General features: G+C 40.0%; 12 protein-coding genes and 1 pseudogene. 4 read left to right on the top strand and 9 right to left on the bottom strand.

The genetic code is table 11. The features are described 5' to 3' along the window. Positions 1-21: 21 nt before the first annotated feature. Positions 22-2,601 carry an ATP-dependent chaperone ClpB gene (gene clpB / locus RFX69_RS08205; RefSeq protein WP_001210050.1) on the bottom strand — a complete coding sequence of 860 codons (2,580 nt, stop codon included), beginning with the start codon at positions 2,599-2,601 and terminating at the stop codon, positions 22-24. A gap of 300 nt (positions 2,602-2,901) precedes the next feature. On the opposite strand from clpB, the gene RFX69_RS08200 reads away from it, so the two are divergent. Next, positions 2,902-3,708: a peptidoglycan DD-metalloendopeptidase family protein gene (locus tag RFX69_RS08200; RefSeq protein ID WP_031997594.1), complete on the top strand. Its 807-nt coding sequence runs from the start codon at positions 2,902-2,904 to the stop codon at positions 3,706-3,708. Here the strand turns inward: RFX69_RS08200 and RFX69_RS08195 are convergent. From RFX69_RS08195 to RFX69_RS08185, 3 genes and pseudogenes are all read right to left on the bottom strand, one after another. Further along, positions 3,705-4,130, bottom strand: coding sequence for a GNAT family N-acetyltransferase (locus tag RFX69_RS08195; RefSeq protein ID WP_271056407.1), 426 nt, complete (start codon positions 4,128-4,130; stop codon positions 3,705-3,707). The genes RFX69_RS08200 and RFX69_RS08195 overlap by 4 nt on opposite strands. Positions 4,131-4,225: 95 nt before the next feature. Next, a complete protein-coding gene (locus RFX69_RS08190) occupies positions 4,226-4,648 on the bottom strand; it encodes an OsmC family protein (RefSeq protein WP_001195082.1) in 423 nt (140 codons plus the stop codon). Positions 4,649-4,726: 78 nt separating this feature from the next. Next, positions 4,727-4,846: pseudogene (locus RFX69_RS08185) on the bottom strand (hypothetical protein). 241 nt (positions 4,847-5,087) lie between these two features. On the opposite strand from RFX69_RS08185, the gene crp reads away from it, so the two are divergent. Together crp and RFX69_RS08175 are read left to right on the top strand one after the other, a co-directional pair. Beyond that, positions 5,088-5,795 carry a cAMP-activated global transcriptional regulator CRP gene (gene crp / locus RFX69_RS08180; RefSeq protein ID WP_000203217.1) on the top strand — a complete coding sequence of 236 codons (708 nt, stop codon included), beginning with the start codon at positions 5,088-5,090 and terminating at the stop codon, positions 5,793-5,795. Positions 5,796-5,955: 160 nt separating this feature from the next. Then, positions 5,956-7,005, top strand: a complete 1,050-nt coding sequence (locus RFX69_RS08175) for an NADP(H)-dependent aldo-keto reductase (RefSeq protein ID WP_031997596.1) — start codon at positions 5,956-5,958, stop codon at positions 7,003-7,005. Positions 7,006-7,063: 58 nt separating this feature from the next. Here RFX69_RS08175 and RFX69_RS08170 read toward each other — a convergent pair whose 3' ends face one another. The 5 genes from RFX69_RS08170 to gap form a co-directional block, all read right to left on the bottom strand. Further along, positions 7,064-7,843 (bottom strand): M48 family metallopeptidase, encoded by a 780-nt coding sequence (locus RFX69_RS08170; RefSeq protein ID WP_289332832.1) that lies wholly within the window; start codon positions 7,841-7,843, stop codon positions 7,064-7,066. 116 nt (positions 7,844-7,959) lie between these two features. Then, the gene (locus tag RFX69_RS08165) at positions 7,960-8,277 is read right to left on the bottom strand and encodes a hypothetical protein (RefSeq protein ID WP_000776215.1); all 318 of its coding nucleotides are present in this window, start codon (positions 8,275-8,277) and stop codon (positions 7,960-7,962) included. A 122-nt stretch (positions 8,278-8,399) separates the two neighbouring features. Continuing rightward, the gene (locus RFX69_RS08160) at positions 8,400-9,719 is read right to left on the bottom strand and encodes an adenylosuccinate synthase (protein WP_271056405.1); all 1,320 of its coding nucleotides are present in this window, start codon (positions 9,717-9,719) and stop codon (positions 8,400-8,402) included. A gap of 64 nt (positions 9,720-9,783) precedes the next feature. Beyond that, positions 9,784-10,950 (bottom strand): ATP phosphoribosyltransferase regulatory subunit, encoded by a 1,167-nt coding sequence (locus RFX69_RS08155; RefSeq protein WP_000155682.1) that lies wholly within the window; start codon positions 10,948-10,950, stop codon positions 9,784-9,786. Between the two features lie 275 nt (positions 10,951-11,225). Continuing rightward, positions 11,226-12,251: a type I glyceraldehyde-3-phosphate dehydrogenase gene (gene gap / locus RFX69_RS08150; RefSeq protein WP_001188823.1), complete on the bottom strand. Its 1,026-nt coding sequence runs from the start codon at positions 12,249-12,251 to the stop codon at positions 11,226-11,228. 269 nt (positions 12,252-12,520) lie between these two features. On the opposite strand from gap, the gene alaS reads away from it, so the two are divergent. Continuing rightward, entirely contained in the window at positions 12,521-15,157 is a 2,637-nt protein-coding gene (gene alaS / locus RFX69_RS08145; protein ID WP_000199453.1) for an alanine--tRNA ligase, read from the top strand. The last annotated feature ends 21 nt before the right edge of the window (positions 15,158-15,178 follow it).

Raw genomic sequence — 15,178 nt, 5'->3', positions numbered from 1 at the left:
TTCGGTTTTAGCAGAAAAAACTTAGCTGAGTTTCAGCTTATCAAACACTAAGTGACCATTTTCGCCTTTAACTAAAATGGTATCACCCGCAACAAAGTCACCTGACAAGATTTTTTGAGCTAGTGTATTTTCAACCTGTTGTTGAATTGCACGTTTCAATGGACGCGCTCCGTATACAGGGTCAAAACCAGCGTCAATCAATAAGTCAAATGCACTGTCATCTACAGTTAAACTCATATCACGATCAACAAGTCGTGAGCGTAAGCGGTCCAACTGAATATCGGCAATGCCACGAATCTGTGCTTTTTTGAGTGAATGGAAAATCACCAACTCATCAATCCGGTTAATAAATTCTGGACGGAAATGCTGACTTACCGCATTCATTACAATAGTACGCACTTCATCATCAGTTGCACCTTCACCAAGTTCACGTACATCTTGTGAACCCAAGTTCGATGTCATCACAATAACCGTGTTTTTAAAGTCCACTACACGACCTTGTGAGTCGGTTAAGCGTCCATCGTCTAACACTTGTAGCAAGATATTGAAGACATCTGGATGCGCTTTTTCAACCTCATCAAACAACACTACGCTATATGGTTTACGGCGAACAGCTTCGGTTAAAACACCGCCCTCTTCGTAACCTACGTAACCCGGAGGCGCACCAACTAAACGGCTGACAGAATGTTTCTCCATGAATTCACTCATATCGATACGAATCATGGCATCATCACTGTCAAACAAGAAGTTAGCTAAAGCTTTAGTTAACTCAGTTTTACCTACACCTGTTGGACCTAAGAATAAGAATGATCCGCTAGGACGATTCGGGTCAGATAAACCTGCGCGTGAACGACGAACTGCATTCGATACCGCAACAACTGCTTCATCTTGCCCAACAACACGGTCATGTAAAAACTCTTCCATATGAAGAAGTTTTTCACGCTCGCCTTGCATCATTTTAGCAACCGGAATACCTGTTGCAGCACTAACGACTTCGGCAATTTCATTTTCAGTTACTTTTGTACGAATGAGTTTTGGCTCTTCGTTTTCTTCAGCAACTTCATCTTGTTCAAGTTGTTTTTGCAACTCCGGAATTACACCATATTGCAAACGTGCTGCTTCTGCCAAATCGCCTTCGCGCTGAGCTTTTTCAAAAGCAATACGTGCTTTATCAAGTTCAACCTGAGCTTGTTTAGTGCCTTCTACCAGTGTTTTCTCAGCTTTCCACACTTCTTCCAGATCGTTGTATTCTTTCTCGACTTCAGCAATCTGTTTTTCAAGATGAGTAACTTCGGCCTTACTGCCTGCGTCTTCATCTTTTTTCACCGCTTCCAATTGCATTTTCAACTGGATTAAACGGCGATCAAGTTTATCAAGTGCTTCTGGCTTAGAATCGATTTCCATCTTAATACGAGAAGCTGCCTCATCAATCAGGTCAATCGCCTTGTCCGGTAATTGACGGTCTGTAATATAACGGTGAGACATTTTCGCCGCAGCAATAATCGCTGAGTCTAAAATCTGTACGCCATGGTGAGTCGCATACTTTTCTTTCAGACCACGTAAAATCGCAATAGTATCTTCTACACTTGGTTCATCGACCAGCACTTTTTGGAAACGACGCTCCAAGGCTGCATCTTTTTCAATGTATTGGCGATATTCATCTAAGGTTGTTGCACCCACACAGCGCAACTCACCACGAGCCAACGCAGGTTTTAACATATTACCTGCATCCATCGCACCGTCACCTTTACCAGCACCAACGAGTGTATGTAACTCGTCAATGAATAAGATGATTTCGCCTTCGTGTTTCGCCAAATCTTTTAAAACAGCTTTTAAACGTTCTTCAAACTCACCACGATACTTAGCACCTGCAAGCAATGAACCTAAATCTAACGATAAAACACGTTTATTCTTTAAGCCTTCTGGTACTTCACCATTAACAATACGTTGTGCCAAACCTTCAACGATAGCGGTTTTACCTACCCCAGGTTCACCAATGAGTACTGGGTTATTTTTAGTACGGCGTGACAAGACCTGAATGGTACGGCGGATCTCATCATCACGTCCAATCACCGGATCAAGTTTCCCCGATAAAGCCCGCTCGGTTAAATCAATCGTATATTTATTAAGTGAGTCACGTTGGTCTTCGTGATTATTACTCATGACTTTGTCACTACCTCGAATATTTTCAATTACTTTGCGTAAGCTGTCGGGAGTTACACCTACGGCACTTAAAATATTTTTTGTTTCACCAGTTTCTGCCAAGCCCAATAAAACCCAGTCAGTTGACAAAAATTCATCGCCAGCTTTTTGCGCGTATCGATCTGCCAAGTTGAGTGCTTTAACTGCTTCTGGGTTTAAATTGACATCGCCCGTCGGGTTAGCAATAGTCGGAGCATCTTTTAAAGCCTGCTCTAGCTTTTGTTTAAGTTCAGGTAACCGTGCACCTGCTTGTTGCAACAAACTAATATTGGACGGCTCTTCCAATAAAGTACTCAAAATATGAATACCTGCTATAGCTGTATGGTCTTTACCCATCGCTAAGGATTGAGCATCTGAGAGGGCTTGCTGCAAGCGGTTCGTAAATTTTTCAAATCGCATTCTTGTTATTCCTCACAACAAATTCGTACTTGTGTAATAGATGGGAACACTTTTTCGGATTTCAAATAAATTTTTATATATTTTTCATTAAGTTATAAAAAATACTGCGAGTAAAACTCGATTATAATATGGGTTTGTTTTGTATATATTTCAAGTACACTTCGGCTACATTTTATTAAATAACTTGAATATTTATATTTACTCTCATCTATTTTATGGTCTTCACAAAGACTTCATTGAGAATTCTCAAATTAAGAATTAATTTATCTTTCCAATTCCATCCTGTTTTTGAAATTAAAAATGCGCTTAAAACATATTATATTAACAACTTGTCTTTTTAGCTCGACTCTAGCAATGGCGGAGTTACCCCAAGACTCAAGAAGACCCGGTGGTATTGCAGTTATTCCTTTGACTTCGGATATTACTCAGGTCACTTTTCAACACAAACCAGTTTTAATTAGCCAAGAAGGACAGCAGCGTTATGCTGTTTTCGGTATTCCGTTATCTACTCCACTTGGTAGTGTTCAACTCGAAACCAATAAAGCCCCTATTCAAATAGAAGTTAAATCTTATCCGTATGCTGAGCAACGCCTTAAAGTTACCAATCAAGACTATGTAAATCCCAATCAAAGTCAATTAGATCGTTACGCTCAAGAAGCTAAAGAACAAAATGATGTTTATAGTTCATTTACGCAAAGTTCGTGGCAAGCCTTACCAAAATTTATACGCCCAACTTCTGGTAAATTTACCAATTCTTTTGGAAGAAAACGCTTTTTTAATGGTGAAGAACGTGCTCCACACTCAGGTCTAGACATTCCAGCACCAATAGGCCAAAAAGTAGTTGCTCCAGCAGACGGCGTAGTCGTTCAAACAGGTCATTATTTTTTTAATGGGCAAACTGTATTAATCGATCACGGTCAAGGCTTAATTAGTATGTTTTGTCATTTAAGCGAGATAAAAGTAGAAAAAGGCCAACATATTCGTCAAGGGGAAACTTTAGGTCTAGTCGGTAAAACAGGACGTGTCACAGGCCCCCATTTACATTGGGGAATGAGCCTTAACAATGCACGGGTAGACCCTCAACTTTTTCTAACTACGACTCATTAATTTAAAGCTTTACGAAAGTACTTTGGCGCTTCGACATAGCCTTCTCTTAGGTAAAATTGATGTGCCAAAGGTCTTTGTATCCCCGAATGAAGTTCCATTCGGTCACAACCATGTTGCTTCGCTATCCGTTCTGCTTCTTGTACAAGCAAATGCCCCACTCCTTTACTACGCATTTTCTCGTCAACACACAGATAGCATATTTTGGCAAAGTCACCTTGTAAGGCAATTTGTGGAATAAAATAAAGCGATAAAACTCCATACACTTTTAAATCGTCAGCTGCAACCAACGTAATCGCATTAGGATCTTTACTTAGTATTTGAAATTGTTCCTGAACTACTTTTAAAGGCTGTGAATATCCCATTTGTTTAAGTAAATAACATATGGTCTCGGTATCTTCCCATTGTGCTAAACGGATATTCACTTAACTCTCTCCTTTTATTTTTTTAATTATTCTTATCATAAAAAAAGCCAACATGACTGTTAGCTTTTTTATTTTTTAGGCATTCACAAATAAAATTATGCTGCTTCAATAATCTCAAAATCGTGAGTAATTTCTACGCCACCATCTGAAAGCATTTTACTTGCTGAACAATATTTCTCAGCTGATAGCTCTACTGCTTTTGCGACCTGTTTTTCTTTTACAGCTTTACCTGTCACTACAAAGTGTAAATGGATCTTGGTGAAAACTGCCGGAATTGCATCTGCTCTCTCAGCTTTAAGCTGACATACGACATTCGTCACATCTTGACGGGATTTCTTTAAAATAGTCACAATATCAAACGAAGCACACCCACCAAGTCCCATTAATATCAACTCCATAGGACGTGGTCCACGGTTTTCACCACCGTACTCAGGTGAGCCATCCATCACTACACTATGACCACTCTCTGATTTCGCTTCAAAAGCAACATTCTCTAGCCAATGTACACTTGTTTGCATTGCAACTACCCAAAAAAAATTATAAATTTAAGCAGGGTCTGTTGACATTTCATCTATGGATTGCGTAATAGCTAAAAATTAATCCAAATAAAACGCAAAACACAGACAAGGGCAATCCTTTGTCCAGTTTTGTAATAAAGTTTGTTAAATTTCAGCCGGAATCTGAGGTGCAATTAAAGCATCTTTGATGCAGCGCAAGGCCAGATTTTTTTGTTCGTTTCGTTGTTAAGCTCTATTGATTTAGAATGACTAAATTCCATAGTTCTTGCTTCGTAACGTCCAGAAAAATTGTCTTATGTCGCAACCATCTGTGAAATGTCAACAGACCCTTGTTTTGTACACTAACATAAAATGAGTTGATAAGGAATTTCATCTCTTCTGTGTAATAGCTCATCTCGAGCTTGTGTGAATTGTTTACCCTATTCGGAACATATCAAGCATGACTTCAAATTTTTCACAACTCAGCACAGATGCTTTATCTCCGGGGCAACTACCTGAATCCGTTAAAGCATTGTTAAAACGTGCTCACATCAACAGATATCCAAAACGAACCACAATTGTTGATGCCGGAACAGAGTCAAAATCTTTATATTTAATTTTAAAAGGCTCAGTTTCAATTATTTTACGTGAAGACGATGAACGTGAAATTGTTGTGGCATATTTGAATCCTGGTGACTTCTTTGGGGAAATGGGGCTTTTCGAACCGAACCCTCAACGTACAGCTGAAGTTCGTACCCGTGATGTCTGTGAAATTGCGGAAATTTCATATGACAACTTCCACGAACTGAGCAAACAGTATCCAGATCTCAGCTATGCCGTTTTCGCGCAACTCGTTCGTCGTTTAAAAAATACAACTCGTAAAATGACCGATCTTGCATTTATTGATGTGTCGGGCCGTATTGCGCGTTGCTTAATCGACCTATCTTCACAACCAGAAGCAATGATCTTGCCGAATGGCCGTCAAATTCGTATTACTCGACAAGAGATTGGACGCATTGTCGGGTGTTCACGAGAAATGGTTGGCCGTGTATTAAAGACCTTAGAAGATCAAGGTATGATTCAAACTGACGGTAAAGCTATTTTGATTTTTGATACTTCATTAGAAGAAACCCCAGTCACTGACGAAGACTATGATGACGAAGAATAATTACGCGTAATTATTGAATAAAGAGCAAACTTCGGTTTGCTTTTTTTATATGCAACAATGAGTTAATACACAAAGCTTACAAACTATTCTGTTTTTATGATTTAAGTTGAATACATATTCTCCGTTAGGCTAACTTAAAATTTCTTAAGGATTTCGCAGTATGCAATTTAAACCACTTGGTCACACTGGCATTAACCTTCCTGAAATTTGCTTAGGTACCATGACATTTGGTGAGCAAAATACTCAACAAGAAGCTTTCGAACAACTCAATTACGCTTTAGAACACGGTTTATATTTTTGGGATACGGCAGAGATGTATTCCGTCCCTCCTAAGCCAGAAACATATGGAGCAACCGAAACCATCTTAGGCAATTGGTTTGCACAGCATGGTCAGCGCGATAAAGTATTCCTTGCTTCAAAAATTGCAGGTCCTGGTTTTGGTGGAACACATATTCGAGAAGGCCATACCAAGTTTAATAGTGAACATATTTCACAAGCAATTGATGGCTCTCTCAAACGCTTACAAACTGATTATATTGATCTTTATCAATTACATTGGCCTGAACGCCATACCAACTTCTTTGGAACGCTCGCTTATGGTAATCAGCAAGCCCAAAATGATTACGATACTACTCCCTTAGAAGAAACATTACTCGCTCTCCAAAAAGAGATTAATCGAGGCCGCATTCGTTATATCGGCTTATCTAATGAAACACCGTGGGGCACCATGAAGTTCCTTCAGCTTGCCGAAAATTTAGGTGTGAGTAAATTTGTGAGTGTGCAAAATCCGTATAGTCTGCTTAATCGCACCTATGAAATCGGTATGTCAGAAATTGCTAAATATGAGGGTGTAGGTTTACTTGCATACTCTCCTCTTGCTTTTGGTTATTTAACTGGCAAATTTAGAAATGGGGCTCGACCAGCCAATGCCCGCGTTACACTCTTCCCTCGCTTTAGCAGATACAGCAACCCGCAAAGTGAATGGGCAACTGAACAATATGCACAGCTTGCTGAAAAGCATGGTTTAAGCCTGACTCAATTGGCTCTGGCTTTTATTAAGCAGCAATTTTTTGTGACGAGTACGATTATTGGTGCAACCAATTTAGATCAGCTCAAAGAAAATATCCAAGCTTTTGAAATCGAGCTTTCACCAGAGATTTTACAAGGCATTGAGGCTATTCATCTACAACAGCCTAATCCTGCTCCTTAAAAACAAAAACGGATGCTCAAGCATCCGTTTTTAACATCAGTTCTATAAGTGTTAAAACTTACCTACGACCATTATAAATAGCTAATGCCGCAGGTAAATTCTTACGCATGTCATTAATACGTTGAGCGTTTGATGGGTGAGTAGACAAGAAAGATGATCCACTGCCTTCAAGCTTGTTCATTTTTTCCCAAAGCGTAATCGCTGCATTTGGGTTATAACCTGCACGCGCCATTAGCATTAAACCACCTTGGTCAGCACGGCTTTCCAAACTACGAGAATATGGCAGACCCACACCTACTTGCGTGCCTAACTGAGCCGCAGCCGCGCCTAGTTGACTCACATTACCACCATTAATCTGACTTAAGCCAATATTTAACGCTAAATCAGTTAAAGCTTGTGCGCCAATTTTACTTTTTGCATGCTCTTCCAAGGCGTGAGTCATTTCATGGCCCATAACTGCTGCAATTTCAGCATCAGTCAAGTTCAGTTTATTTACAATACCTGTGTAGAACACGACCTTGCCACCAGGTGCAACGTAAGCGTTAATCGTATCTGACTTCAATACAGCCAATTGCCAACTAAATGGCTGGCCTGTCTGATTCATTTGATTCGCATAAGGTTTTAAACGGTTAAAAACCGCATTAATACGGTTATAGGTACTTGAACTTGTATCTAAAGCACCTTTACCACGCGCTTCCTGCACCATTTTATTGAAACTTTGTGCAGATTGAGCATTTAAGGTTGCGGTATCTGCACCTGCCATATCAGCCATTGTGGCACAACCAGAAATTGTTACTGCACCTGCTGCGCACAAGCTTAGAACGAACTTTTTATTCATTAACATGGGTCACCTAAATCGTTAAAAAACTGTTTATTCTTTTGCACTTATTATAAGAAATACCACTCACGCTTTAAATCTCTCATTTCTTCACGATCATAGTATTTATGTAACGGTCAATTAGATAAAGTCATCAAATAAATCCAGAATATTAAACATATTATGTTTAAACCAAGATAAACGTGACTTAAAGTCTTAACTTTCTCTTCAAGATTAGGATTTTTCCTCTTCCAGAGTAAATAACTGTTTTGTATGAGAACAACCGGAATGAGGACACAAGCAATCAGGACAGAAAGACTCATAAATGCCGTCATGAAGAAGTCCGGATTATAATTTTGACCATAAATAATCAGCATTGCTAATGTGGGTGAACCACCTATAGCAAATAAAAAAGAATAAAAAATGGTTTTTGAAATAGTGGGTTGCAGCTTCATCCTGAGCCTATGATTCCTGAACTATATATCATGTTTTAATCTGAATCGAACCAAACCAAAACTGCACTTTAGTAGGGTATAAAAAAAGCCCCCTTTTAGGAGGCTATTTTTATCTTTGCGAATTACGCAGAGAATGGATGACGTAAAATGATTGTTTCTGCACGGTCTGGACCAGTTGAAACGATATCAATCGGACATTCGATTAATTGTTCAATACGTTTTACATAAGCCAAAGCATTTGCAGGTAATTGGTCAATGCTCGTTAAACCAACAGTTGACTCGCTCCAACCTGGCATAGTTTCATAAATTGGTTTCAAGCATTCGAAAGAAACCGCATCAGAAGAACCTACACAACCTGAATCTGTATTTTCATAACCCACACAGATTTTCACTTCTTCTAAACCATCTAAAACGTCAAGTTTAGTTAAGCAAATACCTGAAAGTGAGTTTACATCTACAGAACGGCGTAAGATTTCAGCATCAAACCAACCACAACGACGTTGACGACCAGTAGAAGCACCGAACTCATGACCCACAGTACCCAAATGTTTACCAATTGGGTCACCAGAATCACTCGCAGCATCGTAAACCAATTCAGTTGGGAACGGACCAGCACCTACACGTGTTGTATAAGCTTTCGTAATACCTAATACATAATCAAGATGTAAAGGACCCATACCTGAACCAGAACTTACACCACCAGCAGTTGTATTTGAGCTGGTAACATACGGATAAGTACCGTGGTCGATGTCTAGAAGTGAACCTTGAGCGCCTTCAAACATTACAGCCTTACCTTCTTTGCGGTAGTCATGTAATACTTTAGTTACGTCAATCACTAATGGAGCAAGAACTTCACGCCATTGGTTGCAAAGAGCCAATACGTCTTCAAATTTAACCGCTTCTACACCGTAGAACTGAGCCAATTGGAAGTTATGTAACTCTAGCATTTCGGCTAGTTTTTCTTCTAACGCTGCACCACCACGAACAAGGTCAGCAACACGCACTGCACGGCGCGCAACTTTATCTTCGTACGCAGGACCGATACCACGACCTGTAGTACCGATTTTAGCGTTACCACGCTTCTTCTCACGTGCCTGATCAAGAGCAATGTGGTTAGGCAAAATAAGTGGACAGTTTGGAGAAATGCGTAGACGCTCCTTAACCGGAACACCCTCAGCTTCCAAAATTCCCATTTCTTCAATTAATGCTGCTGGTGAAAGCACCACGCCATTGCCAATTAAGCACAATACGTTTTCACGTAAAATGCCTGATGGAATGAGGTGTAATACAGTCTTTTTACCACCTACGACAAGAGTATGACCTGCGTTATGTCCGCCTTGATAACGTACTACCGCAGCCGCCTGATCTGTGAGCAGGTCGACGATTTTACCTTTACCTTCGTCGCCCCATTGGGTACCAAGTACCACAACATTTTTGCCCATAATAGCCTCATTACATCATGCTGTTAAAATTGGAAACCATCAGTAAAAAACTTACTGCTGGCGTTTAAATCTTTTCAATATTCCATTGTCCGTTTTGCAACACTAATTGATGTGTTGCATAAGGAATAGAACTTAAATCATCATTACCTAACAATTGAACTACACGTAAACCCTCTGAACGCGCATTCGCAATTGCTTTAAGTAAATCAGCTTCTGTACCTTTAGGTGCCACTACAGTTTCGATTTCGGCAAACTGGTTCGCACCTAAAGCATATAAATCACAACTAAAACCGGTAGCCGGACGTGCACGACCGAAGTGTTCCCCAATACCATCATAACGGCCGCCTTGCGCTAAAGGTGCGGCACGATTTGGTGCATAAACTGCATACATCAAACCAGTGTGGTAGTGGTAACTGCGAAGTTCAACCACGTCAATTCCAACATTAAGTGCTGGCCAACGGTTTTTAATCTGTTCGAGAGTGGTTTTAAGTGCATTTAATGCAGCATCAAATTCAGTATCTTTTAAAATATCTGCACTTAAATGCGCTTGTAAGGCATCTAAATCACTTGCATAACGGCCAAGTGCATAGAAATCTGAACCCATATTTAAATTTTGGGTAAATTCAGCTAACTCAGGTAATGCTTTTCTTTGATAAAGATCAGATAACTCATGCTCTTCATTTTTAGAAAGACCAGCATATTTTACTAAGCTACGAAATAGACCTACATGCCCTAAGTCTAAATGTGCGCCTTGCAAAGTATAGGCATTTTCAATTAGACCAAGCATTACGTCGACCATTTCGACATCAGCTTCAATACTATCGTGCCCATATAACTCTGCGCCTAATTGTAAAGGTGCGCGAGTCGCATTGAAATTTTGTGGTTTTGTATGTAATACAGTCCCTGCGTAACAGTAACGTGCAACACCTTCAACAGGTCTTACATGTGCATCAATACGTGCAACTTGCGGTGTCATATCAGCACGGATACCGAGTAAACGGCCTGAAAGCTGGTCAATCACCTTAAAAGTTACTAAATCCAGGTCTTGATTTGATTCTGATAATGAAGACAACGATTCGATGTATTCGATAAATGGTGTATATACCAGTTGATAACCTCGTACTGCGAGGAAATCTATAGCTTCACGGCGAAGTTTTTCAATGACTTGCGCCTGTTCCGGCAATACATCTGCTACCCCGTCAGGCAGCAACCATGTCTCTGAAATGGTCATATTTCAAGCCTAAAATCTGATCAACGTGGAACGACCCCACATAAAAAAATCGGGAACACACCCGATTTCTCTTAGTGTAGCATGATACTTTGTGCCATGCACCTGACAATTTGCATAAATCTTTCTTAATAAACTCTAAAGTCAAAAAGTAGACTCTATGAATTAAAAATAATATTCAAAGACTTATTGTTTTTGACTTCCATTATCAATAAAAGTTCTTAGACCAAAGAATGGGGCAATAACTGAACTATCACCCGGTTTCCAATTAACCAAATTTAACTTTTAAAAGAATCGCACAAATCCAATAAACGATTTGCATAGCCCCATTCATTATCATACCAAGCAAATACTTTGGCTTGATGTCCAACAACCATGGTCTGAGTTAAATCAACAATAAGTGAATAAGGCGAATGATTAAAATCACTTGAAACTAATGGTTCATCTGTTACAGCCATAATTTCTGCATAATCTGTTTGAGATGCTTTAATTAGCAATTCATTAATATGATGAACCGTAATTGGAGATTGCGCGATAAACGTTAAATCAATTGCCGCTACATTAATGGTAGGTACCCGAATTGAGTAACCATCAATACGATCTTCCATTTTTGGCATTACACGCTTTAAAGCACCGAGCGCACTAGAGGTCGTCGGGATAATGTTTTGCCCAGAAGCTCGAGCACGACGCAAATCACGATGCGCATGATCAAGCACAGACTGATCTGCCGTTACCGCATGAATTTCGGTCATAAGCGCTGTTTCTATGCCAAATGCATCATCAATGATTTTAACCAGTGGAACTAAAGCCTGTGTCGTACATGACACACTCGATATAATCTGATCAGTCGCTTTCACATCAGCATGGTTAACACCATAAACAATTGCAGCATCAACATGATCAAAAGGCGCAGCGCCAATAATGACCCTTTTAGCCCCTGCTTCTAAATGGCGGGTAGCATCAGCATGGGAGCGGAATAAACCTGTACACTCAAGTACAACATCAATTTTTAAACTTGCCCACGGTAAAAGTTCCGGCTGTTTTTGCTGCAAAACTTCAACCTTTAAGAGTCTCTGGTTAGATTGAATATTTAAATAAATCTTTTCATTTTCAATGGTGATATCAACCTTGCCATTAAAACGACCATGGGTTGAGTCATATTTGAATAAATGTACCAGTGTATGTACATCTGCTATATCGTTAATCGCCACGATTTCAAAATGAAATTGTTTCGGGCTCTCAAACCAGGCACGTAAAACATTACGTCCAATCCGGCCAAACCCATTAATGGCGATACGTTGCATGACCTATCCTTATCTACAAAACGAGAAGCGAAAGAAGGCATATAGTAAAACACGTCATGGCTAATTGAATATAGATTTTTAGCCAAATCACAGTTTTGTAAGATATTCCCTCTAAAATCGTTGGTTCGGTGGGGTTTTTCCGTTACAATTTAGCGTTTTTTAAAAATAAGCCCCGTATCACATGCGAGTTTTGTGAACAAATAAACTTGTGGTGATGCTTTTAGCCAAATTCGAAAATATGGAGTGACTTGGTTGTGAGTACTCGTTTAATGACATCTGCTGAAATTCGTGAAGCATTTTTGCGCTACTTTGAAACGCAAGGGCATACACGTGTTGCATCGAGTTCTCTTGTTCCTGCCAACGACCCAACTTTATTATTTACAAATGCTGGGATGAACCAGTTTAAAGACTGTTTTTTAGGCCTTGAAAAACGTGATTATGTACGTGCAACAACATCACAAAAATGTGTACGTGCAGGCGGAAAACATAACGATTTAGATAATGTTGGTTATACAGCTCGTCACCATACATTCTTTGAAATGTTGGGTAACTTCTCATTTGGTGACTATTTCAAACGTGATGCTCTCAAGTTCGCATGGGAATTTTTAACTAGCGAACAATGGCTTGCTTTACCGAAAGATAAACTTTATGTCACGGTTTACCATACTGATGACGAAGCTTACGACATCTGGAATAAAGAAATCGGCCTAGCACCAGAACGTATTATCCGTATTGGTGATAACAAAGGCGAAAAATACGCATCAGATAACTTCTGGGCAATGGGTGATACAGGTCCTTGCGGTCCATGTTCAGAAATTTTCTTCGACCACGGTGAACACATTTGGGGTGGTTTACCTGGTTCACCTGAAGAAGACGGTGACCGTTTCATTGAAATCTGGAACAACGTTTTCATGCAGTTTAACCGTACTGCTGATGGCGTACTTCACCCACTCCCTGCACCTTCTGTAGATACAGGTATGGGCTTAGAGCGTATTTCTGCCGTATTGCAACATGTTAATTCAAATTATGACATTGACCTGTTCCAACACTTATTAAAAGCTGCTGCAAACATCATTGGTATTGAAGATGAAGGTCAGCCTTCTTTACGTGTAGTTGCAGACCATGCCCGCTCTTGCTGCTTCTTAATTGCTGATGGTGTAAACCCAAGTAATGAAGGACGTGGTTATGTATTACGTCGTATTATCCGCCGTGCTGTCCGTCACGGTAACAAGCTTGGCGCAACAGGTACGTTCTTCTACAAAATGTTGCAACCATTAATTGAAGTAATGGGACAGGCTTATCCTGAGTTAGAAGCTCGCCGTGAAGTCATTGAAGCAACATTAATTCGTGAAGAAGAACAGTTTGCTAAAACCTTAGAGCAAGGTTTAAAACTTCTTGAAGGTGAACTTGCTCAGTTAAAAGACAAAACTATTCCGGGTGCGACTGTATTTAAACTTTACGATACTTATGGTTTCCCAACAGATTTGACTGCTGATATTGCACGTGAACGTGGCTTTATTATTGATGAAGCAGGTTTTGAAGTTGAAATGGCTGCACAGCGTCAACGTGCGCGTGATGCTGGTAAATTTGCTGTTGACTATAACAACATTGTAAAAGTTGAAGGCGAAACTCAATTCGACGGTTATACAAACACAACCGGTCAAGGCCAGATTGTAGCGATCTATAAAGATGGCGTACAAGTTGATGAAGTTTCTGAAGGCGACGAAGCACTTATCGTTTTAAACCAAACTCCTTTCTATGCTGAAAGCGGTGGTCAGATTGGTGATACTGGTATCTTCAAAAACGAAACAGGTATTTTTGAAGTTCAGGATACGAAAAAGTCTGGTGGTGCCTTTGTTCATCAAGGTATTGTGACTGTTGGTAACCTTAAAACCAATCAAAATGTAGAAGCGATTGTTAAAGCAGACATTCGTGAAGCTACTGCGCGTAACCACTCAGCAACTCACTTGTTGCATGCTGCCCTTCGTCAAATTTTAGGTTCGCATGTACAACAAAAAGGCTCTTTGGTTGCAAGTGATATCTTACGTTTTGACTTTGCAAATGACCAACCTGTGTCATTTGAACAACTACAACAAGTTGAACGTCTCGTAAATGCTGAAATCATTGCAAATACTGCCGTAACAACTGAACTACTCGACATTGAAACTGCGAAAGCAAAAGGTGCAATGATGTTGTTCGGTGAAAAATACGGTGATGAAGTTCGTGTGCTCTCTATGGGCTCTGTCATTGACGAGAAAAACTTCTCAATCGAACTTTGTGGCGGTATTCACGTAAAACGTACAGGTGATATTGGTTTATTCAAAATCACTTCTGAAGGTGGTGTAGCTGCCGGCGTACGTCGTATTGAAGCAGTGACCGGTACTAAAGCATTAGAAGTAGTACAAAAAGCTGATCATGATATCCAGCACATTAATAGCTTATTAAAAGCACAGAAAGACCAAACGGTTGAGCGTGTACAAGCTAATGTAGAATTGGTTTCTGCATTACAAAAGCAGATTGAACAACTCAACCAAAAATTGGCAAACTTCCAAGCGGCTGATTTGATTGACCAAGTTCAAACTATTGCTGGTCGTCAAACGCTTATTACTACTGTTCAGGGTGTTGATGCCAAAGCGCTTCGCAACTTACATGACAGTGTAAAATCAAAATTAGAGAACGCAGTGATTGTGTTAGCAGGTGTAGAGGGTGACAAAGTCAGCCTGCTTGCATCAGTCGCGTCGCAATACACTGCAAATCTAAAAGCAGGTGACATCATCAAACATCTAGCGACCGAGTTAGGTGGTAAAGGTGGTGGTAAACCTGACTTAGCACAAGGTGGCGCGCCACTTAACGAGAAGTTTGGACAAGTTATGGCAGCATTACCTGCTTGGCTTGAACAAAAATAAGACTTCACTTTTTGTGTAACT

The sequence above is a fragment of the Acinetobacter sp. 148 genome, assembly GCF_031196675.1.
Lineage (GTDB): Bacteria > Pseudomonadota > Gammaproteobacteria > Pseudomonadales > Moraxellaceae > Acinetobacter > Acinetobacter baumannii.
Note: the sequence above shows the minus strand (reverse complement) of the source record. Positions and strands in the feature narration are given on the sequence as shown.

Bases quoted from the DNA above. Each gene is read 5' to 3' on its own strand.
- clpB (WP_001210050.1), bottom strand. From the start codon at position 2,601: ATGCGATTTGAAAAATTTACGAACCGCTTGCAGCAAGCCCTCTCAGAT.
- crp (WP_000203217.1), top strand. From the start codon at position 5,088: ATGACTTCAAATTTTTCACAACTCAGCACAGATGCTTTATCTCCGGGG.
- RFX69_RS08160 (WP_271056405.1), bottom strand. From the start codon at position 9,719: ATGGGCAAAAATGTTGTGGTACTTGGTACCCAATGGGGCGACGAAGGT.
- RFX69_RS08165 (WP_000776215.1), bottom strand. From the start codon at position 8,277: ATGAAGCTGCAACCCACTATTTCAAAAACCATTTTTTATTCTTTTTTA.
- RFX69_RS08170 (WP_289332832.1), bottom strand. From the start codon at position 7,843: ATGAATAAAAAGTTCGTTCTAAGCTTGTGCGCAGCAGGTGCAGTAACA.
- alaS (WP_000199453.1), top strand. From the start codon at position 12,521: ATGACATCTGCTGAAATTCGTGAAGCATTTTTGCGCTACTTTGAAACG.
- RFX69_RS08155 (WP_000155682.1), bottom strand. From the start codon at position 10,950: ATGACCATTTCAGAGACATGGTTGCTGCCTGACGGGGTAGCAGATGTA.
- RFX69_RS08200 (WP_031997594.1), top strand. From the start codon at position 2,902: ATGCGCTTAAAACATATTATATTAACAACTTGTCTTTTTAGCTCGACT.
- RFX69_RS08175 (WP_031997596.1), top strand. From the start codon at position 5,956: ATGCAATTTAAACCACTTGGTCACACTGGCATTAACCTTCCTGAAATT.
- gap (WP_001188823.1), bottom strand. From the start codon at position 12,251: ATGCAACGTATCGCCATTAATGGGTTTGGCCGGATTGGACGTAATGTT.
- RFX69_RS08190 (WP_001195082.1), bottom strand. From the start codon at position 4,648: ATGCAAACAAGTGTACATTGGCTAGAGAATGTTGCTTTTGAAGCGAAA.